We start from the raw sequence: 24,886 nt of genomic DNA, 5'->3' as shown, positions 1-24,886 counted from the left end.
AAAGACAGGTCGTATACGCTTTCGCGAACCTACCTGTCGGCAGACAAGAGCGTACTCAGAAACAATGCATTAAAACTTATATCCGTACCTTGAGGGTTCTATAATACTAACGTATGCTATGTACTCTTTGTAATTCGACACTTATCACACAAATAGATACACATTTCTATGATTGTGATACATGTAAAGCGATTGTAAAAGATGAGAAACACTACCTCACTGCTACTGAAGAAAAAACACATTACGAAAGTCACAATAATGATGTAGAAGATATTCGATATCAAAATTTTACAATGCCTATCACTCAATATGTACTTGATACATTTTTACCTGAACATAAAGGATTAGATTTCGGAAGTGGTACGGGACCTGTTATTTCTAGTATGCTTAAAAAGCAAGACTATGATATTGTTCCATACGATCCGTACTTTGCGCCTGATCAAAAGGTGTTGCATACAACCTACGATTATATTGTGAGTTGTGAGGTATTTGAACATTTTAATAATCCCAAACTAGAAATTGATCGGCTTGTATCTTTATTAAAACCCAATGGGATGTTACTTATTATGACCTTATTATATACAGATACCATCGATTTTAAAACCTGGTTTTATCCAAAAGATCCTACGCATATATTTATGTACAGATCAGAAACCATTGAGTATATTGCCAAAGAAAAGAAGCTTGACATCCTCGAACTCACAAATAGATTTATCGTCTTAAAAAAGATAGGATAGGAGTCTTTTAATACTACTTAATTTAGAAACCATTAGATCGTTTATAAAAAATGCTTACAGAAGAAAACAAAGAATTTTACGAAAAATATTTTCAGGAAAACGCTGATTATTACCTAATCCAAATGAAAAAACTAGATAAACAAGGTAAATGTTCTTTTAGTATTCCTGCCTTTTTTCTAGGCTTTTTATGGATGGCATATCGCAAGATGTATAAGTATATTTTAATTTTAATGGGTATTATTATTGCTGAAGCTTTTATTGAAGAAGCATTATATTCATTTGGTATAATCTCTATAGAAATTTATGAAATCATTGATATCATAAGTAGAATTTTTTGGGCCATTGTTATTGGTCTACTAGCAAATAAATTCTATATTTTAAAATCTCAAAAAGATATAAATAGGATCATGGAAGAACATTCTGATAAAGAACGAAGAATACATTTAATTACTAAAAAGGGAGGCACAAGTTTAATAGCACCTATTAGTCTTATAGCGATCATTGTACTTCTGGTTGTAGTAGGAATATAATATTTTAATGTGCAATTATACGCTTTACCGCTTCGCTCTCCCAATGGTCGTGAATCTCACAAGTTCGCTTTCGCGAAAGCGTATATAGTAAAATCCTACGATAACACTTTATAATAAAAAATACTGTTGCTCCTCTTTAGTCATGAGTCTACAGCTATCCTTTTTGCCTAATAAAAGATGTCTTCGTTTTGCAATACGGTCATAACACCAATCTCCAAAAACGTGTGGAATAAAACGTCTTAACAAAGAGAAATAACGCCACGGACTATTTAGCTCTTTTGCGATGTAAAAGAAGGCAGCGGCTTTTTCATAGACCTTCCCATTAGCATAAAAATAGATCGTATCTAGATCACTGGGCAAATTATTCTTTTCTAATAATGCCTTACCTAAGGTAGATTGTTGTGAAGTAAAATACAATGTTCGTTTTGGATTGTGATCAAACAAAAAATTGACCGTACGATCACAGAAAGAACAATCGCCATCAAACATCACTATTTTTTCAGCATATACTGACATGAGCAATTTGATTTTTTAATTGGTCGACAAAAGCAGGGTTTTTCAACAGTTGTAAATTAAAATCGTTACTCGCAACCTCAAAGGTTTGCCTTTGATCTGTAGTAAGATGATTCAAAAAGTAGACTAATTGATATTCGTTTCCTGATGTATCCTGCATATATAAAGCAGCATTAAATACTTTAGGTGTGTATCCTAATTTCATTCCGCCTGTGTATTCTTTATACGTTTTTAGTTGACCAAACCAATGCATCACATCTTGTAAGTCTTTAGTATCTTTTTGTAATGCGTGTAATTGTTTTAGTATATCCCTATAGGTATGTACAGAAGCATGCGGTAACAAATCACTCCAACGACATTGCATATCATAATCAAAATCGTTTAAGAGATTAAGGTCTAAACCATCTATACGCTTCCCTCCTACCATAGATTCAAAAGATTCCCGAGCAATTTTCCCTAATGAAATAGGGGTATGATCTATGGCTGCGTCTCTTATAGACACCAATACTGAGGTACATATAGGTATCACTGGATCATGATTTGCTATATGATACTTCTTGAGTTGTTCATTTACAGCTTCAATACCCAATGTTGCTAATAAATAATCTGTATTGGTATTACAACTATATTCTAGCATTCCTTTTACCACTTCCTTTAGCGCGACACAGTCCTTCTTAATTTTCTTTTCATTCTTAAGGCGTCCATACCATTTTAGAAAATTAGGATCAATCCAATGAATCCAATACTTTTTTAATTGATTAAAATGTATCTGGTCATCTGGATGTATGTTCCCTTTTTTACATTGATCTATATACGCTAATAGAATAATAAGCTTATAAATACTGGCCAACGGACGATTAACGTGTTCATGAACACTCAATAGCTGTTCACCATTCTTTACAAACAGTAAAGAACAATCATCAGGGTGTTTTATAATGTGCTCTGCAATACAGTTATCCATAAATTAAAATATCCAATAGGTAGAGAACTGCATACAACAATAAATAATAGCACCATAGGTCGCTAAAAATGCCCATAAAAAAGAATTCAATCCCATCACTAAAGCATTCATTAAATGAAACGCTAATCCCCAGCCTAGAAATACAAGCATTCCAGGATATCCTGTTATTAATACCAAAGGAAATAGCACTTCTACAGCAACGGTAGACCATGTTAAAAATGTAATCGCTGATTGTCTATTTTGCAGATATCCCGCGATGGGTTTACTTCCATATGTTGACGTATTAAATATGAGGTATACGGCATTAGGGTTTTTGGTCCATTTATCGCCTTTTGCTTTAAAGAATCCTGCTGTAAAATAAGACAGTATCGATTGTAAAGCTATAAACCAAATACCAGCTTGTGCTACGATACTATTTTCAGGATTGATATGATATAGAAAAAGAACTATAACAACAATAGTAGACATTTGATCTGATCCATCTTGTCCAAAAGGACTACGGTAGTTGATCAATAATGATGTTAAGACAAGTGCTAGAAAAAGAGGGGCTTGAGAAAATCCCCAAATGCCTGGCACAACTAACAAAACAAGAACAAGTACTCTAAAAATAATTACGCCAATAAAATTGGGATATTTTAATAAAAAATGAGCAAGTCTATGAAAGATATTGTTCTCAGAAAAATAACCTCGTGTTGAAATGACTTTCCAACTGTACAATCGGTTATCTTGAAAATTTCTCCAATTATATAATAGTTCTATCGTCGAAATAGAGATTCCTACCAGTACAAAGTATTTCATACATGTATAGACAAACTCCATATTTAAAAAATGTTCCATGATTGTTATAGTTTATGAAATTCGGATCTAAACAACATTTTCGGTCCTTTATCAGGATAATGACCATAGGATTCCATAATCATAAACTGAGTTGCCCGACCGTCTGCTTTTCTTGGTAAAGAAGCTATAAAATTGACCAATGCGATATAACATATAGATGTCTTAAATTCACTAGGTTTTAATGTATTTGAAGATCGTACGATTGTTTGTACAGCATCAGACAAGGCTTTTTTAGATCTTTTTTTAGGATTCCATATGGCTCCTAATAAGGTTCGTTTGCTGGCGATGGGAAGTTCTCTCCAACGGCCACATTCATTTTCTTGATCTTTATCTCTGTATAATAAGTGATAATCTGTCACTCCAGGGTTTGGAGCAAAAAATGACCAGCGTGGAAGCAGGGAAAAATAATCCATACGCCTAAAGAAATCCTCTAGGCGCAGGATATTAAATTGGCAAATAGCGCTAGCTAATAGCCAAAACCCCAGGCATCCAACAATAAGGTATGTAAAGATATCTGATAGGTTCATAGCATATTATTTTAGCATTCTATTTGCTTTGATTAAACTGCTTCTTAAATCAATAAGTTGATCAACAGAGCATTCTTTATCAATGCTTTTCAATAATTCAGCATGCTGTTTTGTAAAAATACCATCTACAACAACACCGCCGGCTGCTGCAACAGTTACAGCTGTCGCTTCTTCAACTTCAGGAGTTTCTGGTGTTGCTACTTGAACAACCTTACCAGTAACTTCTATTGCTTCTTTTGCATGATCTGCTACAGCATGACCTACATCTTGCGCAGCATGACCTACATCATGTGCAGCTTTATCTACTGCATGAGCAACGTCATCTAAAAAACTACTCAACTCCATAAAATTATGGCGTACATCAGTTTCATGAGCTGGAGACTGCTCCATAGCAGCCTGCTCAATAGATGAGAATTCATCAAAATTTTCCATAAAAAATTTGTTTAAAAGGTTAATAAAATTAAAAACACTGATCAGTATTTTTAAAGATATTAGAATCACTACTAGAAAATAAAGGGAGATTACACGGTATTTAAAAACCCGTTGAAAATACGGGGTATCTGTACGCAAAATCCGTAATAAGAAATTACTTCTTTTACATACGCTGTACAAGACCTACTCATATATTTTATAAATAGTATCGACTTGATAACAGCTAATAACCAAAACCTCAGGTATCCAACAACATGATAGCTAAAAGATACCTGATGGTTTACAGCATATTATTTTAGCATTCTATTCGCATTGATTAAACTACTTCTTAAATCAATAAGTTCATCTACAGAACATTCTTTATCGATATTTTTTAGTAATTCAACATGCTGTTTTGAAAAAACACCGTCTACTACAATCCCACCAGCGGCAGCCTCAAGAGTCGCTTCTGCTATATCAGGAGTTTCTGGTGTAGCTGTCTTAGCAACATGATTTATATCTCCAGCTGTTTCCTTAGCAGTTTCAACAATCTTATGTATAAAACCACTTGCTTCCATAAAGTTATGGCGTATCTCAGTTTCATGCGCAGGAGATTGTTCCATAGCCGCTTGTTCAATCGATGAGAAATCATCAAAATTTTCCATAAAAAATTTATTTAAAAGGTTAATAAAATTAAAAACACTGATCAGTGCTTTTAAATATCGTACGTTCTTATTTCTTGTTTTGAGGTATACTCCACAGTTTTTTAAACCTGCGGGATACATGATGTATACTATTCAGGTACTTCTAGGTAACTACACTAAAACCCATCTAGTGTAAAATATTCTATATCCTACTTTTGTTTAGCGTGGATTTTTATCAAACTGTTTCTTAAATCGATAAGTTCATCTACAGAACATTCTAAGTTTACATTCTTTAATAGTGCTGTTTGTTTTTTTGTAAAGACATGATCTATGATCATACCCCCAGCAACAGCATCTACAAGATCAGCTGCTCCTTCGGCAACTGCAGCTACATTTTCACCTATTTCTGCTACATCATTAACAGCATCTTCTACCCCAGCAACTACATGATCACCTACGTTTTCAACAATACCACCAACTCCTTCTGCTATATCATCTAGAAAACTACTCGCATTTATAAAGTTATGACGTACTTCAGTTTCATGCGCAGGAGATTGTTCCATAGCCGCTTGTTCAATCGATGAGAATTCATCTATTTTTTTCATGAAAAATGTATTTAAAAGGTTCATAAGATTAAAAGAACTAATCAATAGTTCTTTTTTTTTAAAGGTATTAGAACCATCACTGGAAAATGAAGGTAGATTTTACGGTATTTAAAAACCGTTATAAATACGTATACACAAATAAATATTTATGTGTATATGGTATCCGCTATGAAAAGATGTTTTAGCTATCTTTAAGTTTTCAAGAACTACGTATACCATAGTAACGATTTACGTATATCAAATGATCTATATGACTTATTTTAAATCATTTCTCTTCTTTTTAATTACGCTACTATCAGTTAATAGTAGTAAAGAAGTTTTAAATAGTCGTATTTTAAGTTATGAAGTTAACCTCAACACCCAACAATTAGATTTCTACTGGAAAGATGTACAAGGGAATACTTATGGGAGTCTTAAAAATTTAAAAGCAGGTGTTGAAAAGGAAGGAAAAGAACTTGTCTTTGCGATGAATGGCGGCATGTATCTTAAAGACAGATCTCCGCAAGGATTATTCATTCAACAAGGAATCACAAAAGCACCTATTGATACGCTAAAAGGAGGAAAGACGAATTTCTACCTACATCCTAATGGCGTCTTTTATATTACTAATGACAATAAAGCTACCATTACAACAACATCTAATTTCACATCTAGTCCAGCTATTAAGTATGCTACACAGTCGGGACCTATGTTGCTTATAAACGATAAGATACATCCTAAATTTACAGAAGGATCATCTAATCTACATATCAGAAATGGAGTTGGTATTTTACCTAATGGGAATCTCTTATTTGCGATGTCAAAAGAACGCATCAACTTTTATGACTTTGCCTGCTTTTTTAAAGATAAAGGATGTAAAAATGCATTATACCTAGATGGATTTGTATCTCGCACCTATCTCCCATCCCGATATTGGGAACAACTCGATGGAAATTTCGGGGTGATTATTGGTGAGACTAGAAGAAAAAGAAATTAATAATGGGAGAACTCTTATGTACTTTAGTAGGATGGCTATACCTCTCTATTAAATATCGTAATAGAGAGAAAATCAAAAGAGTTCTTAATCAAAAATACGATGGAAGTTATAGTCAGGCAGGAGTAGAAAAATCTTTGTCTATTATTGGAATTTTAGTGCTGTTTTTAGTACTTTTATTATTACTATCAGTAATATATTCCATTATTAAATTTGGTCCATCATAGAAAGCTTTCGCGAAAGCGGAATTCTTTTACTTTTTCAAAAAAGCATCACTTTTCTTATTTAGCAGTTCAAGAAATTCTAGTTCATGACCATAATTTAATAGATCAAAGTCAAAGGTGGTATCATCTTCAACATACCGAATAAACTCTTCAACACGATGCTCTGGAATATTAAAGTTCTTTACTAAAAAATTCGATCCAAGATAGTACTTTATAGATTTAGCAGGAACTTCAGGAACTCCTACGGCTTTTTTGTCTTTCACTTCAGATCTGAAAAGCGGGATTAATAATTGGTCTACGACATTGATCACATTTAAGCTATGTACCATCGCTTGTGCTTCCGATCGGATGGCCTCATTTTTAATTTGATTGCTGTTATCTTCTGTGTAATCATATACATCATAATTATTGATCCCAAAATAAACAGCATCCAATTTTGGACTAAATAGTTTTACATTATCAATATCTGTTTGGAGATTTCCTGTTAGTCTTCTATTGCTCACTAATACTTCATCTAATTCATTAATTTCTTCAATTAAAAAAATATTAACACGTTTAGAAGCTAAAATGTCTTTATTAATTCTAACATCAAAGTTTTGATATTCCAGTGCTCTCACTTCTAAGACATCGTATAAAGCGACAGCAATCGTAAACTCTCCTTTTTCATTTGTAATTGTACCTGTATTTGAGGAAGAATTATAAATCGTGATATTTTCTATATCATTTCCTTCAACGATAATTTTTCCATTAATAGTTTCGCGTTTACCATTCTGAGAAACAGCAATAAAATGGATACAAAACACAAATAATAGTAGTCCTTTTTTCATACGTTCATTTTTATTATTAAGATAACTCATTAATGGTCAACCTCATCAAAAACGGCTGTAAACTTTTGTTAAAAATTCGCTGTAAAAATTTAGGTATAAATACAATAGCAATAAACCATAAATAGATTTGTATTTTTATCTTTACACTCATGAATGATACGCTTCTCTACTTTCTTATTGCCATTATATGCATCTGTATAGGTGTCATTTTGGGTATGTTTATTTCTAATCTTAAAAAGAAAGGAGAGTTCAGTGGGTTACAAGAACGTTTAAAACTTGAAGGTGAACAATTGAATCAGGCTAAGGACGCTTTCGCGAAAGCGGAATCTCAAATAAACACACTTAGAAAAGAAGCTGCCGATCAATTGGAAGTGGTCAGAAAGCAAGCCAACGAAGAAGCAAACACCTTAAGAAAAGAGAAAGATTTCTTCCAAAACGAACTCACTGCCCGAAACGTAGAATTCCAAAACTTGGAAAAACGCATAGAAGAAAAAACAGAAGAACTGGCGACGCTACAAGAGAAATTTACTAAAGATTTTGAACTAGTTGCCAATAAAATATTGGAAGAAAAGTCAAGTAAATTCACCTTGCAAAACCAAGAGAACCTAGATAAAATCTTGAAACCATTTCAAGAAAAAATTCAAAGTTTTGAAAAGAAAGTTGAAGCGACTCAAAAAGATACGATTGAGCGTAACTCAGCCTTGCGAGAGCAAATCAAAAACCTCACTGCACTTAATGAGCAGATGTCTAAAGAGGCAAATAACTTGACCAAGGCCTTAAAGGGAGATAGCAAAACGCAAGGAAATTGGGGTGAACTGGTACTGGAACGTGTACTTGAAAAATCAGGTCTTGAAAAAGACCGAGAGTATTTTGTACAGCAAAGTTTTACCACAGAAGATGGAAGTCGTGTCCTCCCAGATATCGTGATTCATTTACCTGACAATAAACGCATGATTATAGACAGTAAAGTGTCTCTAAGTGCTTACGAACGTTATGTAAATCAAGAAGACGACCTTTTAAAAGAACAAGCGCTAAAGGATCATATCTTATCCCTAAGACGTCATATTGTACAATTAAGCGATAAGAACTATCAAGACTTGTATCAAGTAGAGAGTCCCGATTTTGTACTACTATTTATTCCGATAGAACCTGCCTTTGCCATTGCAATCAATGCAGAAAATCAACTCTATAATCAGGCATTTGAAAAGAATATTGTGATTGTGACACCCTCTACATTGCTAGCCACCCTACGTACAATAGATACGATGTGGAATAATGAGAAACAGCAACAAAACGCACTAGAAATTGCCATTCAAGCAGGACGCCTTTACGATCAGTTTGTATTACTCACGGATGACCTCATCAAAGTAGGAAATCAATTGCGTACCGTACAAGGAAGTTATGATACGACCATGAAAAAACTTACAGGACAAGGCAATCTGATCAAAAAAGTAGAAAACCTTAAGAAATTAGGAATCAAACAAAAGAAGCACCTCAATGACAAATTAATAGAACGCGCTTCTGAAGAGTAAAAATAAAACCTCTAAAAACAGCCAATTATGAAAAAAGTATTGATTATCTTTTTACTAGCAATTGCATTATTGGCTACTGCATATTATAGTTTTCTATACTATGTACCGTATAGTGAAGGGACAAGAGCTGGCGAACTCATTAAGTTTAGTTACAAAGGCGCAGTGGTAAAAACATGGGAAGGCGAAATCAGCCAAGGAATTAGCGGCGCCCAAATCTTTAGCTTCTCTGTCATGAATAAAGAAGAAGATATCATTCAAAAACTTAAAGACTACCAAGGCAAGTATGTAAAACTAACCTATGTAGAACGTTTTGGCACTTTTTTCTTTTGGGGAGATACTAAATATTTTATTACCAATATTTCCTTAGAACAATCTCCACATTTCAACAGGAATTAATAGAACGCTTTTATAAATACAGAAGCTATTAAACTATTTTTAAGTTCGCTTTCGCGAAATAACATAGTACGCATACACCAATCCAAAAGTAGCTCATAAAGCATACTATTTCCTTACTAGAATTCAGTATACAGGAAGGTAAATCAAAAAACATTATCAGTAAATATTGTATTTTAGGTGAGAAATGTAAGATTAGACATATAATTCGACCTACTATTTGAAAAATAATGTAACCCCTAAAAACTACCATATTTAGAGAGATTAAACATGAGATGAATCCTGTTCTATTTTTCCGTTTTAAGGTTGTTTTTTCCAGTTAAACAGAATTAATTTTATTTTTTAAAGGAAGTAAGGGTTATTTGTACTGACAATAAGATCAGGATTCAACAATCATAAATACACAATAATAAAGCATCATGAATTACAACACATTCAAAATAAAAAACAATATGAATAGTATAGGGTTCATTCTTATACTATGTATGTTTGGATTTACGAGTTGCGAAAGAAGTTCCTTATCAGAACTTACACCGGAATTAGAAGAAGTAAATGTTGTAACTTATGAGAATACAGCAAGAGCTATTTTGGATAATGCATGTGTAGAATGCCATAATGTAAACGAACAAACAGCTGGTGTTAGACTTGATGCCTATGATTTTGCTTTTATAGAAGCAGACAATGGTAGAATGCTAGCTCGCATGACCGACCCAACAAACCCAATGCCTCCTAGTGGAAACCTTCCTGACAATCTTATACAAGGTATTATCGATTGGGTAGATGATGGTATTTTAGAAAATGAAAATTAAAAACAACCTTATTTAAAACAATCAATTATGAAAAAATTAATCGTATTCCTAGTATTCTTTGGCTGTATCGCACAAAGTTTTGGACAAAAGTATTTCACAAAAACAGGAACATTAAATTTTGAAGGGTCTGTAGAAGCCTTTGAACCTGTAAAAGCAAGTAACAAAACAACCACAGCGATTCTAGATGTAAGCACTGGCAAATTAGCTGTATTAGGACTCGTTAAAGGATTCCGTTTTAAAAATGCACTTATGGAAGAGCATTTTAATGAAAACTATATGGAAAGTGATACATACCCAAAAGCTACTTTTACTGGGATGATTGATGGTTTTTCTATAGAAGACATCAGCACTAAAAAAGAATATACTGTAGAAGGAGATCTTACTATTCATGGTAAAACAAAAAAAGTAACAGCTACTGTTTTTATCGTTGAAAATAAAGGGACTATAGATGTAGCAACTAACTTTTCTGTAGCACCAGGCGATTTTGATATTGAAATTCCAAGTGTCGTAAGTGAAAAAATCTCAGATACTATTAACATATCGGCTAGTTTTAATTTGGTAAAGCGTTAATTAAGACTGAGAACTCATGAAAAACAAAAAAATACTTTTGGGGGCACTGGTAGCAATTGTACTTGTTGCCATCCTAGGATATAATTATATATATCAAGATCATAGAGACATAGAATCTGAAAAGCCTGCTTTTACAGTAAAAGCAATTGACTTTATCAATGACTTTCAGACCAATGAAGAAGTAGCTACTACAAAATATTTAAACAAAACTGTTGAAATAGAAGGTACATTAAGTAGTATCGATGGAAATACCGTTGTGGTTGAAGATGTGATTTTTTTCGCTTTAAGCGAAAACGAAACACCTCCTACTCCGGATAAATTAAAGACTACGGTACATATAAAAGCAAGATGTATAGGCTATGACAACTTACTTGAAGAAGTAAAATTAGACCAAGCCACCCTTCGTAAATAAAATCCTCACCAACACATAAACACGAAAAGCACCCATGAAGAAATTAGTTTTCTTACTATTGCTATTGCCTATAATGGCTATTGCTCAAGATGATGATTTGTTAAACGAATTAGAGCAAGAGATCCCCGATGAGCCACTTCCGGTTCTTTCTGTTTTTAAAGGTATTAAAATTGTCAACTTTGAATCTACAAAGCTTGTAGGAGAAAAGCAGTTACAATTTATTATCTCACACCGTTTTGGAGATTTAAGTGATGGCATAGATAATTTTCTAGGTCTTGATGATGCTACTGCGCGTATACAATTTGTGTATGGTGTAACAGATTGGTTAAATGTAGGTATTTCGCGTTCAGGATTTAATAAGACATATGATGCCGCAGTAAAATATAGATTTTTACGCCAAACTGAAGGAGAATCTCCTGTAACATTAGTTGGCTATCATTTACTTACAATCAACACAGATTTAGACTCTGATTTATTCCCTGATCTTACCTTTAGTGATCGTGTAGGATATGCAAATCAATTATTGATTTCTAGAAAATTTAACAACTGGTTATCCTTGCAATTAATACCTACATTTTTTCACGACAATATTGTCTTAGAAGATGGGCAAGATAATTCTCAATTTGCTTTAGGGATCGGTGGACGTATTAAGCTTACAAAACGCCTTGCGTTAATAGGTGACTATGGAATTCATTTAAATAGATTAACCAATTTTTCTACTGTTGCTATACCTGGAGGGCTAACCACACAAGTAAAGGGGGCAGATAATTCTGTTTTCAACAACCCTTTAGCCTTAGGGGTAGAAATAGAGACAGGAGGCCATGTCTTTCAATTACACGTATCAAATGCTAGAGCTATTTTTGCTAATGGATTCTTAGGGCAAGCTAGAGGAGATTTTGGTGACGGCAATGTGTTCTTAGGATTTAATATCTCACGTGCATTTAGTTTAGGAAGTAAAAAATAACTCTGAAAATGTCGGAAATGTGTTCCATTTTTGCGGCATAATCATAGAGAAAAAATAACAATTCATATACATTTGCAGAAAATAGTAGGGTAATCAAAGTAATAAGTAAGATATTTCCTGAATTCAAAAAGGAAATCAAATACTTCGTCTATAAAATATGTATTACTTTATGTAGTTGTTATTGTACAAGAAGGAAATAAACAGTAATTTTCTGTTTTATACCGTACGACATTATTCTTTACCAAATAAAGAAAAAGTCCTTATAAAGAAAATAAACGTATATACTAAAAGGCAGTAAAGATTCTTATAATAGAAGCAATAAATCATTATATAATTGACATCCCTCAAACCCATATTATACTTTTCATTATTTAAATACCCCCTTACAAGAGAGGAGATTATTGCATTTTCAAATGCTAAGGATGCTAGTGTCATAGACCGAGAATTAGAAACATTGGTAAAAGACGGTATTATCTATAAAATAGATCAGTTTTATTCGTGTGAGAATGATCCTGCACAAATAGAACGAAGATTAGATGGTAATGAAGGGGCTCGTAATATTGCAAAAAAAGCAGATCGCATGTCTCGGCTTATATCTAAATTCCCTTTTGTCGAAGGCGTTGGAATTTCTGGAGCATTATCCAAAGGCTTTTTTGATAAAGATGGGGATATAGATTTCTTTATCATTACAAGCAAACAGCGACTTTGGATTGCAAGAACTTTACTTATTTTATACAAGAAAATTTTCTTACTCAATTCTAAAAAGTACTTTTGTGTTAATTACTTTATCAGTGAAAACTCTCTGGAAATAGAAGAAAAAAATTTATTTACAGCCACAGAATTAGTGACCTTAATACCTATGTATGGGAATGGGAGTTTTAAACGGTTTTATGACACAAATACTTGGGCATATACCACATTCCCAAATAGAAATTTTGGAGAAGGACTCGATGAATTAAAACCTATAAAAAAGCCGAGTCTCACAAAACTTGCTGAGAAAGTTTTGGGTGCTAAAATGGGAGAACAGCTAGATACTTTTTTCTTAAAACTCACCTATAAAAAATGGAAGTTAAAATTTAGTGAGATGAATCCTGATCAGTTTAATATTGCGATGAAATCTACGAAGAGTGTTTCTAAACATCACCCCCAAGGCTTTCAAAATAAGGTAATTACACGGCTTAACAAGAAATATAAAACTTACGAAAATAAATACAACATTACGTTAAACAAAGAGCATGCTTGATATTCTATTTTCTCACTCTTACTACTATCCTCTTGATAAAAAACAATGGGAAAATAAAACCCCATACCCACCACTTGGCACATTATATGCCTCATCATTAATGCGACAAGAAGGATATACCGTTGATTTATTTGACACTAATTTACGAAGTGATCCGTATGCGATAGAAGCAGAAATCAAAGAACAGAAGCCTTCTTTTTTAGTGATGTATGACGATGGTTTTAACTATCTCACAAAGATGTGTCTGACCACCATGCGAGAAGCCGCTTTTGAAATGATAGGCTTAGGAAAAAAATATGATTGTCAAGTCATTGTATGTAGTAGTGATAGTACAGATCATTATGATCAATATCTTGATGCAGGTGCCGATTATATCATACAAGGTGAAGGAGAAATCACCCTTAAAGAGCTCATTTTAGCGTTAAAAAATAATGAGTCTACGAGCCTTATAAACGGTATTGTGTATAGGAAAGATGAAGAAACTAAAAAGCATTCCAAACGTGTTGTATTACGTAATTTAGATGAGTTACCACAACCCGCATGGGATTTAGCAGATATAGATGCCTATAAAGCCGTATGGGCGCAAAGTGGAAAACAATTTACATTGAATATCGCAACCACCAGAGGATGTCCTTTTAAATGTAATTGGTGTGCAAAACCTATTTACGGCAATAGATACAACTCTCACTCTCCAGAATACATTACAAAACATATTGCCTTCTTAAAAGAACACTACGGAGTGACCAATTTCTGGATGTGTGATGACATCTTTGGATTAAAACCTAATTGGGTACAGAACTTTAATGTTGAATTAAAGAAAAGAGATCTTACCATTACCTATTACATTCAAAGTAGAGTCGATTTATTATTGAAAGAAGATACCATTGATGCCTTAGCAGAAAGTGGTCTTAAAGAAGTTTGGGTAGGTGCCGAAAGTGGCTCGCAGAAGATTCTGGATGCTATGGATAAAGAAACCAAAGTAGAACAGATTTATGAGGCAACACGACTTTTGAAAAAGAAAAAAGTCAAAGTAGCCTTCTTTATTCAGTTTGGCTATTTAGGAGAAACCAAAGAAGATATCGCAAAAACGGTTGCAATGATTAAGGAGTTATTACCTGATAATCTAGGAATTTCTGTTTCATATCCGCTTCCTGGAACCCCATTTTATGAAAAGGTAAAAGACGATCTTCAGTTGAAAGCAAACTGGACCGATAGTGATGATCTTGCGATGATGTTTCAAGGAACATTTAATTCTAAATACTATAAAAAGTTACATCGCTACGTACATAAAGAATATAGGAAAAGTCAAGGTATCGCAAATTTTAAAGCGTTCTTTAAAAATCCATTAGCGATCTCAAAATCTACGATACGGTCTATGGTATTATTCTTTTACTATACTCCAAGTGCTTTTATAGATAAAGCCAAATTAAAGAATATGCAGCATACGAATTAGCATCTTTCTCTTTTAACCACGAAGAAGACAACAAGTTATATAGAAGAAATATGAAGTCTATTAGAAGTTGTTTTTTGTCAATGAAAAAAAGAAAAGAAAGAATAAAGATAAAGAAACTGTACGCTTTGTAACTTACATGGAAAACAACTTCGACATACATGCCCAAAATTATGATGTAGTTTTTACGCATTCTGTCATAGGAAAAGCACAACGTGATCAGGTGTATGCGTATCTAAAAAAGGAGCTCGACACTAAAAGTCAGTTGCGAGTTCTAGAATTAAATTGTGGTACAGGAGAAGATGCCGTATATCTTCATAAACAAGGACATCACGTCATTGCTACCGATATTTCTGAAGAAATGATTACTGTAGCTAAAAGCAAACATCAAGACATCACCTTTCAAACACTAGATATTACTACAATTACTCCTACTACTTTTGATCAAAAGTTTGATTTGATTTTTTCAAATTTTGGAGGCCTCAATTGTTTATCTGACGTACAATTAAAAACTTTTTTAAGGACCTCAGAAGCACTCCTCACAGACCAAGGGAAACTCGTCATGGTGATTATGCCTAAAAACACCCTTTGGGAACGCTTCTATTTTTTACTAAAGTTTCAATTTAAAAATGCCTTTCGGCGAAATACTACGAAGGCTATTTATGCTAATGTAGAAGGGGTTCAGGTACCTACGTGGTACTATAATCCTAAAGATGTGGTACATTTCGCGGAAGCGTATATACAACCCAAAACGATAAAACCCATAGGAATTGCAATTCCTCCCTCTTATTTAGAACCTTATTTCAAAAATAAGCCTCGTTTTATGAAGCTTTTGATTACTTTAGAGTCATGGTTTCAAAAGCCTTTCTGGGCAAAATATGCAGACCATTTTTTAATAAGCTTTGAAAAGAAATGAGCGTTTTATTGACACATGCATACTATCTCTCTAATGATCCGAAGGAGCATAAAATCATGAAACCCTATCCTCCGTTAGGGCAGCTTTATATTTCTGGATATCTCAATGAGCAACACATAGAAAATCATCTTTTTGATACTACCTTTTATGCGAAAGAAGATCAACTCGCTTTTATTAAAGAAAAGCAACCCGATATTGTAGCGATTTATTCCAATTTAATGACAAAAGTAGAAGTCATTAAGCTTATGAAAATCTTAAAAACAGATGCGCAATACGGATTTCCAACCATTGTACTCGGAGGTCCTGACATCAGTTATAATCTTAAAAATTATTTAAAAGCAGGCGCTCAATACCTCATTATAGGAGAAGGAGAAGAAACCATGGCAGAATTACACAATGCCATCATAAACAATACAGACGTATCTGAAGTGGCCGGTCTAGCCTATTTAGAAAATGGGGTGTTGACAAGAACAAAACCACGTGTTAAAATGAAAGATTTATCGGTATTACCGCTTCCTAATAGAGAAGCTATTCCGATGGATAAGTATTTAAAAACATGGAAGGATAACCATGGAATGAGTTCGATGACTGTGAGTACGCAGCGTGGATGTCCGTATACCTGTAAATGGTGTAGTACCGCGGTATATGGTCAAAGTTACAGACGAAGACCTGCCAACCTAGTGGCTGCCGAATTAAAAATGCTTAAAGATACCTACCAACCAGATTCAATTTGGTTTGTAGATGATGTATTTACGGTGAGTCATAAATGGCTGACGGCATTTCACGAAGAAGTGATCAAACAAGATGCGATCATTCCTTTTGAATGTATCACGAGAGCCGAACGACTCAATGATGATATCTTACAGCTTTTAAAAGAAGCGGGATGTTATCGTATTTGGATTGGTGCAGAGAGTGGTTCTCAAAAAATCATAGACGCCATGGATCGTCGTGTAGATGTAGATGTGGTAAAAGAAGCGATCCAGAAAACCAATGCCATGGATATGGAAACAGGCACTTTTATTATGCTTGGATATCCAGGAGAAGATCTGGAAGATATCAATACCACCGTACAGTATCTTAAAGATGCAAATCCTACACATTTTACCATTACGATCGCCTATCCTATCAAAGGAACTTCTTTATATAGCGAAATAGAAAAAGATATTATCACACAACCCGATTGGGAAACCTCAACAGATCGAGAAATTGATTTTAAACGAACGTATCCTCGTAAGTTTTATGACTATGCGGTAAAAAGAGTGGTAAATGAAGTAAATTACCATAGAGAAATTACAAAACCACAAAATCGTGATCTCAAAAAAGCGATGAAATTTAAAATTAAATCTCTTCTCGCAAATGGTTTAATGACTGTGACCAAATAAGATGAACAACCTCAACGCTTGGCAAAATTCAACCTATACTGTATATGGTGTTACAGTCTTGTTTTTTGTGCTGAGTCTATGGGGAATTATGCATCATGAATTATGGCTAGATGAGGCACATCATTACTTATTAGCGCGCGACAGTGCTTCCGTTAAAGATCTTTTTATCAATACGCGCTATGAAGGACATCCCATCACATGGAATCTTATACTTTATTGGATCACCAGATATACTATAGATCCTATCTGGATGCAAGTATTGCATATAAGTATTATGACACTTACGGTAGGTGTATTCTTAAAGAAAGCTCCATTTTCCCTGATATTTAAACTCCTGTTTATATTCGGGTACTTTATGTTTTATGAATATAACATCCTAAGTAGAAATTATAGTTTGGGAATGCTGTTTGTATTCTTAGCATGTAGCCTATATAACAAGAGAGATTCAAAATTCATCGCGATTGCTGTGCTTTTAGGATTGGCCAGTAATAGTCATGCGATCTTTCTAATACTTGCGGGTTCCATCATGGCAATGATTATAGTAGAACGTCTTATAAGTGATAAAAAATACACTTCCATAACAACATGGATAGGCATCTTTATTTTTGGAATCTTGATACTCATTAGCGTACTGCAAATCCTACCACCTTCAGATACGTCCTTCTTTGACCAAGGGAAAAGCACTACGTTTCTCCAAAAAATGCCTAAAAGTATATCGCCCTTTTTTAAAAGCATATTCCTCATCCCTGATGTAACAACAACCTCTTTCTGGAACACAAATCTGCTTGTTAATTTGAGCAAACCTATTGCTGGTATCTTTGCCATCGCTAGTTTAGCGATTCCTTATCTTTTATTTTATAAGAATAAGAAATTAGTCTTCTACATGTACTTTGGCATCATTGCAACTGGAGCCTTCTTTTATATTACAGCCTTAAATGCAGCGAGGTATTATGGGATTTTGTATTTGTTTTTAATTACTGCATTATGGTTTGATACATACACTACTTCAAGTGATACTATATACGCTTTCGCGAAACGCAGTGAAGCAGAAGTTGATACTGAGCACAGTCGAAGTACGAAAGCTAAAAAAACAATACTCCCGTTTTCAGAAGACGTATTAAAAAAACTAAAACCGCGACTTATATATGCCATTTTAGGACTTCATTTTATTGTGGGGATATATGCCTTTGCAATGGATATTCGTACGCCATTCACAACGGCAAAACAAACAGCACAGTATCTAAAAGACAATCATAACCTCGAAAAGATAATAGCCACAAAAGCGTGTAATGGTACAGCTTTAAGTGCATACATGGGAAAACCAGTTTTCTTCACAAAAACAAGTGGCTATCACAGTTATTGTACCTTTAATAGACCTTCTATCCAATTTGAACAAGACGATCATCAACTTTTAAAAACCATCAAGCTTCTTATAAAGAAAGAAGCTACGTCTATTATCTTTGTGACACATGAGCCATTTTTTGATGCCACAGAAAATAATACGTGGGTGGTCCCTAATAAAGGACTTGAAATTGTATTTTTAGAACAGTTTGATGGTAGTATTATCAAAAAAGGAAATCATTATATCTATGAAATTTCTTCGTATGAGTCTATTTCCAAGAAATAGCATCATTTATTTTTTAGTATGTCTATGCATGATCATTAGTTCGTGTACTACTGTTACGCCTACAAAAGATCCCAATGTGATTTACTTAAAATGGAATAAATCCTATGAAGACGATGCATTAGAGCGACATAAAACGGGGCTTACGTGGGCGCTTTCTTTCTTAGGATCTAATATTGCATTAGATAGTACACTTACAGGTATTACACACACGAAAGATATTATAAGACTTGATGTGACTAAGGTCGGGTTTCCTGAAAAAGCGATTCCGCATTTACAGTCACTCAATACGGTTATTCAAAATTCTGAAGAGTATCAACAAAAAGGAACGATTGACTTAGGACGCTACATAGCACTTACCATTGGAAGTCCCAATCATTATTATAAAATAGTAGATGTTCCTTTACGGTTATATGATTTACAAACTGCCTATACATTTGATACACTCACTGCGTATATCAATAATAGTAGTATTTCAAAAATAGATAGAGAGATTCAGTATTCTATTCAAAACGAATCGTATCAACGTGCCTTTATTTCGGCAGAGCGAGATACCATTACAGGAGAAGTCCAAGAATTTGAAACGGTAGAAGTTATGACAAATGGGCTTTCTCGGTTTGCGTTATATGACATCGATGGTAATTTAAAACCCGACGGTGATGAAGATGTGACTCGGGCTGGAAAACCCGCTAAATGTATGTGGTGTCATGAGTCAGGTATTCAGCAGTTATTTAGAAAACAAATAGATATTGAAAATCATATGTCTTCTAAGGATTTCTTAGATTCTTTAAAAAGATATAATCGCGAACTCAGAGTGTATCAAGATCGCGTATGGCAAGATTCTTTACTTAAAAAGAGAAACCTCCATACGGAAATGGAAATTTCATACATCACGTTTATGGAACCTTCTATAGAGCAACTTGCAAATGAATGGCAAGTCTCTAAAAGAACCGTGCGAAAAAAAGTAGCACATCTCAAATCACATCGTCATCATGAGTTTGGGTTCTTAGGCGATTTATACCATAGAAGAGATATTGACACCCTTGCGCCTTTTCAAGTACTGGAAGTTCCTAAATATATTCGGGAAGTCTCTACCAATGAAAATAAGGTGGATTATATAGAATAGAATAGTTGCTCCACATTTATAACAATTGATCATTAGTATTTAACGATTGGGTAGAAAATAATTCTCAAACTAGTAAAATGGTTAGAAATTTAAACTAATCAAATAAGTACTTAAATTACTATTCATGAAATTAAAAATCATTGCTATAACTGGACTCGTTTTTCTAATTATCAATCAAATAATGCTTTTAGGAGGTAATGAATTTATACAAACTCAAAAACCTATTGATTATGCTCATTGGTTATTATTAATTGGGGCGCTATTCTGTTTATCTATAAACTATATTTTTTCAGATACTATTTTTAGTAATGCTGCTACGATCTTAACTTCAATAGGGATTATTGCTCTAATAGGGCAAGCAACAATTGATTTCTTATGGTGGAGTTACGGAACTGATTATGCGGGAATGAATCAATTAACAAGTCAAATAATGAGCAGACCATCCATTCGCATACCTTTTATGACAATTGGTCCAGCTTTATTTTACATTGGGCTAGCAACCCACGCTGGAAAATTTATAAAATCACATACGCCATGGGCCATTATAGTGTTTATTGGAGTTATTGGAATTGGATTAGGAGCTTTTGCTTATGATAGTAGAATACTCATTATTTTAAGTCATATTTTATTAACAATAGGCATTACAGTACTTATTTTCAAAAAAGAGAACACATCTTCTCTAAACAAACTAAAATACGTTACACAATAACACTCATCTTTAATTACGTAAGAGCATTAAAAAAATAACACACCTCAAATCACATTATCATCATGAGTTTGGGTTCTTAGGCGATTTATAGCATAGAAGAGACATTGACACCCTTACCTTTTAAAGTATTGGAAGTTCCTAAATATATTCGGGAAGTCTCTACCAATGAAAGTAAGGTGGATTATATAGAATAGTGTATCTTCCATTATAACTTTTAACATATATATACATTGACTCTAAAAGAATTAGTAGAAAAGAATAATTGGGAAGGTATCGAATCTATCCTTATAAAATCATATCCAGACTTAAAAAAGAAAACTTCATATTTTCATAATGTATATATTGAATTAACTAAAATGAATCCTATTCATTGTAATTTGATTCTATACATTCGAAAAATAAATTCTAAAAACGAAGATGATGAAATTGCTGTATCTGGAATTGAAGAACCACATGAATTAGGAAATACATATAATATCTCAGGTATAAACTGGAGAAAATGGCTAGATATGGAGATTCATCCAGAAACGATAAAGAGTTTTAATGAATCAGAAATAATAGCACATTCATTATATGAAATGACCTTTTTGGGGTTCTCTGAAAATGAAATTAAGATTAATATAGAAAAAACTATAAACTAGACAGCCAACCACTTCTCATAAAGCATTTCTTTCTCCTCTTCTGTAAAAAAATGATTCATATATTTTGATTCCAACTGACTTTCTAGATACGATTTTGGGAAACGGATATAGGATTTGAAGTCAGCATACAGGGTGGCTCCTTTTTTGGCATCTGTGACATTATAGTTTTCAAGGGTAAAGTTTTCTACACCACAGAAATCACCAATAAGTTTTGATTTTAACGTATCATCAAGCGTAGTTTTAAGCAACAGGATATCTGTTTGATTTCCCTTTATCATTGTATAGCCTTTTGCTTTCGCGAAAGCGTACGCATACACATCAACCCCTATTCCGTCTTTAAGATGATTATCAAACCAATCTTTACAATACGAGTGATCGAGCTTTTCATAGAAAGCCTTCTCTATATCTTGAAGACTTCCTTTAAAATGATGTGCAGGTACTCCCATATGGATTTCAAATGCTTCAAAAAAAGCAGAAAGATTTCGCTCTATTGGATTTCTAACTAATGAAATCACTTTATACCTACGTTCTTTTTCCAAAAGGTATTTATGTAATATAAACACAGGACTTCGACTCCCAGGATACACGCCTTTTTCTTTACAAATAGCTTTGGCTTGTTCTTCTTCTTCTATACTAAGGCTATGGATATGAAAACAAGGAATATCCGATTGTTTTTTCAAAGAATGGTATACACTAGACGAACCCACTTTTGCCATTGTAAAGACCAACACAGGTTCTTGCTTTAAGTTTTTTAATTGTTGTGTCTGTTGCCAAAGCACCCAACGATCTTTAATGTGATATTTTAAAAATGGTTTTATCAATTTAGTTATGTGCGGTATTAAGATCTATAGATTTGAGTGTAAAAGCACCTCTTCTAGAATGATGGTCTGTGAGAAAATATACGGTTGTATTATTTACCAATACAGGTCTTTTCTTAAGGGATACATTTTCTGTTATCAATCGGTTTCCATGATACAATTGATGATCTTTTATGGTGATACTTTCCGTATCAAAACTCGTAATTGGAATCTCTGTTGATATCGTTTCATCACCATTACGCCCTAATGCCTTATAACTTAGTTTCCCTTGATCTTCAAAAAAATCATAAATCATAAAGTGTTTCTTTTCTGATAACACGTACTGAGATGCATCTTCTTCTACTCCTTTTAATGCACTGTAAGATAATGGAAATAACACCACAAAAGTAAGTGCAATATATTTTAGATGGAACTTAGTGTCTATGAGTCTAAACATAAAAATACTTACGATAATCACGAGCCATAGTCTAGAGAACTGAATGATTATGGGCATTTCTACTAATTGCCTAAAGGGAAAGTTACAGATCACTACGACTATTCCTAAAAACAATACGATAGATGGTGTTTTTATACGCTTTCGCGAAAGCGTATAAGGATTTTTTAAAAACAAAGGAAACACTACAAAAAGCGGAATAATCCATAAAATCTGTGCATACGTAGCTGTTCTCCCTTGCGTTAAGAATAAGGTAATTACCCATATCGCAAGTAACATAAAGGTATGTTTCTTTTTACGTATGGAGAGTCCGATGGCACTTCCTATAATAACGGCTTTTGTAATCCAATTGGCCATACTATAAATACGTTTATCAGCGATCCATGCTGTAGGATTATAATAAGAATCTTCTACAAATAAGAATTTAAAAAACACATCTAGTGATTGATAATTCACTCTATAATCTGTAGTAGTTTTACTTGAAAACGTATGTGGGAGAATATCTGTAAAATAAGAGTCCCATAATGAATATCCTGTAATAGAAACCCCAACAATTACAAAAAGAAGTGTGCCTAAAATACAGAATCCTATAGCTTTCCATCGTTTTTGAAATGCTAATGGGATACCATAAAAAACAGGAAAAAACTTTAATAAGGCTGCAAAACCTAGAAGAATCCCAGTACCATATTCCTTTTTCTTTTCAAGGACATAATATCCTGCTACGACAAAAAAGAAAATAATAAAATACGATTGCCCGAAAAGGATTTGGTTTCGAATAGGTACATAAAATAGGATTGGAATACATAGTAAAAGCCATTTTGAATCTGGTATTGTTTTTTTAGCTAATAAGAAGAGTCCAGCTAAGAAGAGTAATACACTAATGCTATTGAAAACAAACTTGGCTAGGTAAGCATCTTCAATATAGGTTAACAGATAGAAAGCTGCTAATGTAAAAGGGCTATTGACATAAAAATCGACCAATACATCGGTATATCCTAATTCCCAGATGTATGAGTTAAAGGCATAAATATCAAAGATGACTGTTTCTGGAGGAATCCCCTCATGTATTAATCGTGCTGAAAAATAGCTATTTGAAAAGTCATGCAAAGGAGCATCATAGGATATGATTAAAAAATAAAGACACAAAACGGCTGTAGGTAACAGGTAACGTAAAAGTGTTTTATTCTCTTTGATATATGCATTCATCTATCACAAAAATAACCTTATTTACTTCAAGTTATATAATCCAATTTCATTCTCTTTAATATGTTAACTTTGTCTAACGCTATCGTCTATTACTAAGAACTAAAACAGCACCCTAACGACGCATGATCAACAATAAAAAAGTAGTTGTCGTATTGCCTGCTTATAATGCAGCACTTACACTACAACAAACCTATGATGAAATTCCTTTTGACATTGTAGATGATGTGATCTTAACAGATGATCATAGTACGGATAATACGGTAGCGGTAGGAAAATCTTTAGGCATAAAACACATCATTGTACACGAAAAAAATAGAGGGTATGGTGGTAATCAAAAGTCGTGTTATAACAAAGCCCTTGAACTAGATGCAGATATTGTGATCATGTTACATCCAGATTATCAATACACGCCAAAATTGATTCCTTCTATGGTATACCTCATCGCAAATGATGTGTATGACGTTGTACTAGGGTCTCGTATTTTAAATAAAGGAGCTCGTAAAGGAGGGATGCCGCTGTATAAATATATTGCGAATAGACTATTGACACTCTTCCAGAATATACTCATGGGACAAAAACTATCTGAGTATCATACAGGATATAGAGTCTTTAGTAAGAAAGCATTGCTTTCTATTCCATACCAAGATAATTCGGAAGATTTTGTCTTTGACAATCAGATGTTAGGGCAATTGTGTTATGCAAAGATGCAGATAGGCGAAGTATCGTGTCCTACAAAGTATTTCCCAGAAGCATCTTCTATTAATTTTTCGAGAAGTGTTACCTACGGACTAGGTGTACTGGGGGTCTCTATAAAATACTTTTTTCATAAGAATACCTTTATAAAATCAAAGCTCTTTAAAGCTATATAG

Annotated in this window: 29 protein-coding genes; 19 read left to right on the top strand and 10 right to left on the bottom strand. The window is 33.6% G+C overall.

Annotated features, from left to right (window positions below; all coding sequences use genetic code 11):
* Nucleotides 1-113: 113 nt before the first annotated feature.
* Entirely contained in the window at nt 114-737 is a 624-nt protein-coding gene (locus tag Q1A60_RS02780; RefSeq protein ID WP_299763740.1) for a class I SAM-dependent methyltransferase, read from the top strand.
* 50 nt (nt 738-787) lie between these two features.
* Complete coding sequence (locus Q1A60_RS02775; protein ID WP_299763738.1) at nt 788-1,267, top strand: DUF2628 domain-containing protein; 480 nt, start codon at nt 788-790, stop codon at nt 1,265-1,267.
* A 108-nt stretch (nt 1,268-1,375) separates the two neighbouring features.
* Here Q1A60_RS02775 and Q1A60_RS02770 read toward each other — a convergent pair whose 3' ends face one another.
* The 7 genes from Q1A60_RS02770 to Q1A60_RS02740 form a co-directional block, all read right to left on the bottom strand.
* Nucleotides 1,376-1,783, bottom strand: coding sequence for a DCC1-like thiol-disulfide oxidoreductase family protein (locus Q1A60_RS02770; protein WP_299763736.1), 408 nt, complete (start codon nt 1,781-1,783; stop codon nt 1,376-1,378).
* Nucleotides 1,767-2,741, bottom strand: a complete 975-nt coding sequence (locus Q1A60_RS02765; RefSeq protein WP_299763734.1) for a serine hydrolase — start codon at nt 2,739-2,741, stop codon at nt 1,767-1,769. Before Q1A60_RS02765 ends, Q1A60_RS02770 begins: the two co-directional genes overlap by 17 nt.
* Nucleotides 2,742-2,744: 3 nt before the next feature.
* Entirely contained in the window at nt 2,745-3,578 is an 834-nt protein-coding gene (locus Q1A60_RS02760; RefSeq protein ID WP_299763732.1) for a hypothetical protein, read from the bottom strand.
* A gap of 5 nt (nt 3,579-3,583) precedes the next feature.
* On the bottom strand, nt 3,584-4,105 hold the full coding sequence (locus Q1A60_RS02755; RefSeq protein WP_299763730.1) for a hypothetical protein: 522 nt from the start codon (nt 4,103-4,105) through the stop codon (nt 3,584-3,586).
* Between the two features lie 6 nt (nt 4,106-4,111).
* The gene (locus Q1A60_RS02750) at nt 4,112-4,495 is read right to left on the bottom strand and encodes a hypothetical protein (protein ID WP_300007122.1); all 384 of its coding nucleotides are present in this window, start codon (nt 4,493-4,495) and stop codon (nt 4,112-4,114) included.
* 332 nt (nt 4,496-4,827) lie between these two features.
* Nucleotides 4,828-5,301 (bottom strand): hypothetical protein, encoded by a 474-nt coding sequence (locus Q1A60_RS02745; protein ID WP_299763726.1) that lies wholly within the window; start codon nt 5,299-5,301, stop codon nt 4,828-4,830.
* Nucleotides 5,302-5,369: 68 nt separating this feature from the next.
* Nucleotides 5,370-5,765, bottom strand: coding sequence for a hypothetical protein (locus tag Q1A60_RS02740; protein WP_299763724.1), 396 nt, complete (start codon nt 5,763-5,765; stop codon nt 5,370-5,372).
* Between the two features lie 250 nt (nt 5,766-6,015).
* Here Q1A60_RS02740 and Q1A60_RS02735 point away from each other — a divergent pair, with 250 nt between their 5' ends.
* Both Q1A60_RS02735 and Q1A60_RS02730 read left to right on the top strand, forming a co-directional pair.
* Nucleotides 6,016-6,741, top strand: coding sequence for a phosphodiester glycosidase family protein (locus tag Q1A60_RS02735; protein WP_299763722.1), 726 nt, complete (start codon nt 6,016-6,018; stop codon nt 6,739-6,741).
* A gap of 2 nt (nt 6,742-6,743) precedes the next feature.
* On the top strand, nt 6,744-6,965 hold the full coding sequence (locus Q1A60_RS02730; protein ID WP_299763720.1) for a hypothetical protein: 222 nt from the start codon (nt 6,744-6,746) through the stop codon (nt 6,963-6,965).
* A gap of 26 nt (nt 6,966-6,991) precedes the next feature.
* Here Q1A60_RS02730 and Q1A60_RS02725 read toward each other — a convergent pair whose 3' ends face one another.
* On the bottom strand, nt 6,992-7,789 hold the full coding sequence (locus Q1A60_RS02725) for a carboxypeptidase-like regulatory domain-containing protein (protein WP_299763718.1): 798 nt from the start codon (nt 7,787-7,789) through the stop codon (nt 6,992-6,994).
* A gap of 149 nt (nt 7,790-7,938) precedes the next feature.
* On the opposite strand from Q1A60_RS02725, the gene rmuC reads away from it, so the two are divergent.
* From rmuC to Q1A60_RS02655, 14 genes are all read left to right on the top strand, one after another.
* Complete coding sequence (gene rmuC, locus Q1A60_RS02720) at nt 7,939-9,321, top strand: DNA recombination protein RmuC (RefSeq protein ID WP_299763716.1); 1,383 nt, start codon at nt 7,939-7,941, stop codon at nt 9,319-9,321.
* 27 nt (nt 9,322-9,348) lie between these two features.
* Nucleotides 9,349-9,717 carry a 6-phosphogluconate dehydrogenase gene (locus Q1A60_RS02715; RefSeq protein ID WP_299763714.1) on the top strand — a complete coding sequence of 123 codons (369 nt, stop codon included), beginning with the start codon at nt 9,349-9,351 and terminating at the stop codon, nt 9,715-9,717.
* A gap of 449 nt (nt 9,718-10,166) precedes the next feature.
* Nucleotides 10,167-10,523 (top strand): c-type cytochrome domain-containing protein, encoded by a 357-nt coding sequence (locus Q1A60_RS02710; RefSeq protein ID WP_299763712.1) that lies wholly within the window; start codon nt 10,167-10,169, stop codon nt 10,521-10,523.
* Nucleotides 10,524-10,550: 27 nt separating this feature from the next.
* A complete protein-coding gene (locus Q1A60_RS02705) occupies nt 10,551-11,093 on the top strand; it encodes a YceI family protein (RefSeq protein WP_299763710.1) in 543 nt (180 codons plus the stop codon).
* A 16-nt stretch (nt 11,094-11,109) separates the two neighbouring features.
* Nucleotides 11,110-11,505, top strand: coding sequence for a hypothetical protein (locus Q1A60_RS02700; protein ID WP_299763708.1), 396 nt, complete (start codon nt 11,110-11,112; stop codon nt 11,503-11,505).
* A gap of 34 nt (nt 11,506-11,539) precedes the next feature.
* The gene (locus tag Q1A60_RS02695; RefSeq protein WP_299763706.1) at nt 11,540-12,469 is read left to right on the top strand and encodes a DUF5777 family beta-barrel protein; all 930 of its coding nucleotides are present in this window, start codon (nt 11,540-11,542) and stop codon (nt 12,467-12,469) included.
* Between the two features lie 334 nt (nt 12,470-12,803).
* Nucleotides 12,804-13,712 carry a nucleotidyltransferase domain-containing protein gene (locus Q1A60_RS02690; RefSeq protein WP_299763704.1) on the top strand — a complete coding sequence of 303 codons (909 nt, stop codon included), beginning with the start codon at nt 12,804-12,806 and terminating at the stop codon, nt 13,710-13,712.
* Nucleotides 13,705-15,165, top strand: coding sequence for a radical SAM protein (locus Q1A60_RS02685; protein ID WP_299763702.1), 1,461 nt, complete (start codon nt 13,705-13,707; stop codon nt 15,163-15,165). Before Q1A60_RS02690 ends, Q1A60_RS02685 begins: the two co-directional genes overlap by 8 nt.
* Nucleotides 15,166-15,301: 136 nt before the next feature.
* Nucleotides 15,302-16,078, top strand: coding sequence for a class I SAM-dependent methyltransferase (locus Q1A60_RS02680; RefSeq protein ID WP_299763700.1), 777 nt, complete (start codon nt 15,302-15,304; stop codon nt 16,076-16,078).
* Nucleotides 16,075-17,460, top strand: a complete 1,386-nt coding sequence (locus Q1A60_RS02675) for a radical SAM protein (protein ID WP_299763698.1) — start codon at nt 16,075-16,077, stop codon at nt 17,458-17,460. Before Q1A60_RS02680 ends, Q1A60_RS02675 begins: the two co-directional genes overlap by 4 nt.
* Nucleotide 17,461: 1 nt before the next feature.
* Entirely contained in the window at nt 17,462-19,087 is a 1,626-nt protein-coding gene (locus tag Q1A60_RS02670; protein WP_299763696.1) for a hypothetical protein, read from the top strand.
* Nucleotides 19,065-20,210: a hypothetical protein gene (locus Q1A60_RS02665; RefSeq protein WP_300007113.1), complete on the top strand. Its 1,146-nt coding sequence runs from the start codon at nt 19,065-19,067 to the stop codon at nt 20,208-20,210. Before Q1A60_RS02670 ends, Q1A60_RS02665 begins: the two co-directional genes overlap by 23 nt.
* A 124-nt stretch (nt 20,211-20,334) precedes the next feature.
* Nucleotides 20,335-20,919 (top strand): hypothetical protein, encoded by a 585-nt coding sequence (locus tag Q1A60_RS02660; protein WP_299763692.1) that lies wholly within the window; start codon nt 20,335-20,337, stop codon nt 20,917-20,919.
* A 230-nt stretch (nt 20,920-21,149) separates the two neighbouring features.
* Nucleotides 21,150-21,560: a DUF6557 family protein gene (locus Q1A60_RS02655; protein ID WP_299763690.1), complete on the top strand. Its 411-nt coding sequence runs from the start codon at nt 21,150-21,152 to the stop codon at nt 21,558-21,560.
* On the opposite strand, the gene Q1A60_RS02650 is transcribed toward Q1A60_RS02655, so the two are convergent.
* Together Q1A60_RS02650 and Q1A60_RS02645 are read right to left on the bottom strand one after the other, a co-directional pair.
* A complete protein-coding gene (locus Q1A60_RS02650) occupies nt 21,557-22,381 on the bottom strand; it encodes a putative capsular polysaccharide synthesis family protein (RefSeq protein ID WP_299763688.1) in 825 nt (274 codons plus the stop codon). The genes Q1A60_RS02655 and Q1A60_RS02650 overlap by 4 nt on opposite strands.
* 1 nt (nt 22,382) lies before the next feature.
* A complete protein-coding gene (locus Q1A60_RS02645) occupies nt 22,383-24,017 on the bottom strand; it encodes a glycosyltransferase family 87 protein (protein ID WP_299763686.1) in 1,635 nt (544 codons plus the stop codon).
* A gap of 122 nt (nt 24,018-24,139) precedes the next feature.
* Between Q1A60_RS02645 and Q1A60_RS02640 the strand changes: the two genes are divergently transcribed.
* Entirely contained in the window at nt 24,140-24,886 is a 747-nt protein-coding gene (locus tag Q1A60_RS02640; protein ID WP_299763684.1) for a glycosyltransferase family 2 protein, read from the top strand.

It is taken from the genome of uncultured Dokdonia sp. (assembly GCF_947492535.1).
Lineage (GTDB): Bacteria > Bacteroidota > Bacteroidia > Flavobacteriales > Flavobacteriaceae > Dokdonia.
This window is presented reverse-complemented; position numbering and strand designations above follow the sequence as displayed.

Excerpts from the sequence above, each read along its gene's own strand:
- Q1A60_RS02765 (WP_299763734.1), bottom strand. The coding sequence starts at position 2,741 with ATGGATAACTGTATTGCAGAGCACATTATAAAACACCCTGATGATTGT.
- Q1A60_RS02675 (WP_299763698.1), top strand. The coding sequence starts at position 16,075 with ATGAGCGTTTTATTGACACATGCATACTATCTCTCTAATGATCCGAAG.
- Q1A60_RS02695 (WP_299763706.1), top strand. The coding sequence starts at position 11,540 with ATGAAGAAATTAGTTTTCTTACTATTGCTATTGCCTATAATGGCTATT.
- Q1A60_RS02715 (WP_299763714.1), top strand. The coding sequence starts at position 9,349 with ATGAAAAAAGTATTGATTATCTTTTTACTAGCAATTGCATTATTGGCT.
- Q1A60_RS02745 (WP_299763726.1), bottom strand. The coding sequence starts at position 5,301 with ATGTATCCCGCAGGTTTAAAAAACTGTGGAGTATACCTCAAAACAAGA.
- Q1A60_RS02670 (WP_299763696.1), top strand. The coding sequence starts at position 17,462 with ATGAACAACCTCAACGCTTGGCAAAATTCAACCTATACTGTATATGGT.
- Q1A60_RS02735 (WP_299763722.1), top strand. The coding sequence starts at position 6,016 with ATGACTTATTTTAAATCATTTCTCTTCTTTTTAATTACGCTACTATCA.
- Q1A60_RS02645 (WP_299763686.1), bottom strand. The coding sequence starts at position 24,017 with ATGAATGCATATATCAAAGAGAATAAAACACTTTTACGTTACCTGTTA.
- Q1A60_RS02725 (WP_299763718.1), bottom strand. The coding sequence starts at position 7,789 with ATGAAAAAAGGACTACTATTATTTGTGTTTTGTATCCATTTTATTGCT.
- Q1A60_RS02680 (WP_299763700.1), top strand. The coding sequence starts at position 15,302 with ATGGAAAACAACTTCGACATACATGCCCAAAATTATGATGTAGTTTTT.
- Q1A60_RS02740 (WP_299763724.1), bottom strand. The coding sequence starts at position 5,765 with ATGAAAAAAATAGATGAATTCTCATCGATTGAACAAGCGGCTATGGAA.
- Q1A60_RS02750 (WP_300007122.1), bottom strand. The coding sequence starts at position 4,495 with ATGGAGCAGTCTCCAGCTCATGAAACTGATGTACGCCATAATTTTATG.
- Q1A60_RS02685 (WP_299763702.1), top strand. The coding sequence starts at position 13,705 with ATGCTTGATATTCTATTTTCTCACTCTTACTACTATCCTCTTGATAAA.
- Q1A60_RS02710 (WP_299763712.1), top strand. The coding sequence starts at position 10,167 with ATGAATAGTATAGGGTTCATTCTTATACTATGTATGTTTGGATTTACG.
- Q1A60_RS02760 (WP_299763732.1), bottom strand. The coding sequence starts at position 3,578 with ATGGAACATTTTTTAAATATGGAGTTTGTCTATACATGTATGAAATAC.
- Q1A60_RS02660 (WP_299763692.1), top strand. The coding sequence starts at position 20,335 with ATGAAATTAAAAATCATTGCTATAACTGGACTCGTTTTTCTAATTATC.
- Q1A60_RS02705 (WP_299763710.1), top strand. The coding sequence starts at position 10,551 with ATGAAAAAATTAATCGTATTCCTAGTATTCTTTGGCTGTATCGCACAA.
- Q1A60_RS02775 (WP_299763738.1), top strand. The coding sequence starts at position 788 with ATGCTTACAGAAGAAAACAAAGAATTTTACGAAAAATATTTTCAGGAA.
- Q1A60_RS02665 (WP_300007113.1), top strand. The coding sequence starts at position 19,065 with ATGAGTCTATTTCCAAGAAATAGCATCATTTATTTTTTAGTATGTCTA.
- Q1A60_RS02640 (WP_299763684.1), top strand. The coding sequence starts at position 24,140 with ATGATCAACAATAAAAAAGTAGTTGTCGTATTGCCTGCTTATAATGCA.
- rmuC (WP_299763716.1), top strand. The coding sequence starts at position 7,939 with ATGAATGATACGCTTCTCTACTTTCTTATTGCCATTATATGCATCTGT.
- Q1A60_RS02755 (WP_299763730.1), bottom strand. The coding sequence starts at position 4,105 with ATGAACCTATCAGATATCTTTACATACCTTATTGTTGGATGCCTGGGG.
- Q1A60_RS02770 (WP_299763736.1), bottom strand. The coding sequence starts at position 1,783 with ATGTCAGTATATGCTGAAAAAATAGTGATGTTTGATGGCGATTGTTCT.
- Q1A60_RS02730 (WP_299763720.1), top strand. The coding sequence starts at position 6,744 with ATGGGAGAACTCTTATGTACTTTAGTAGGATGGCTATACCTCTCTATT.
- Q1A60_RS02780 (WP_299763740.1), top strand. The coding sequence starts at position 114 with ATGCTATGTACTCTTTGTAATTCGACACTTATCACACAAATAGATACA.
- Q1A60_RS02700 (WP_299763708.1), top strand. The coding sequence starts at position 11,110 with ATGAAAAACAAAAAAATACTTTTGGGGGCACTGGTAGCAATTGTACTT.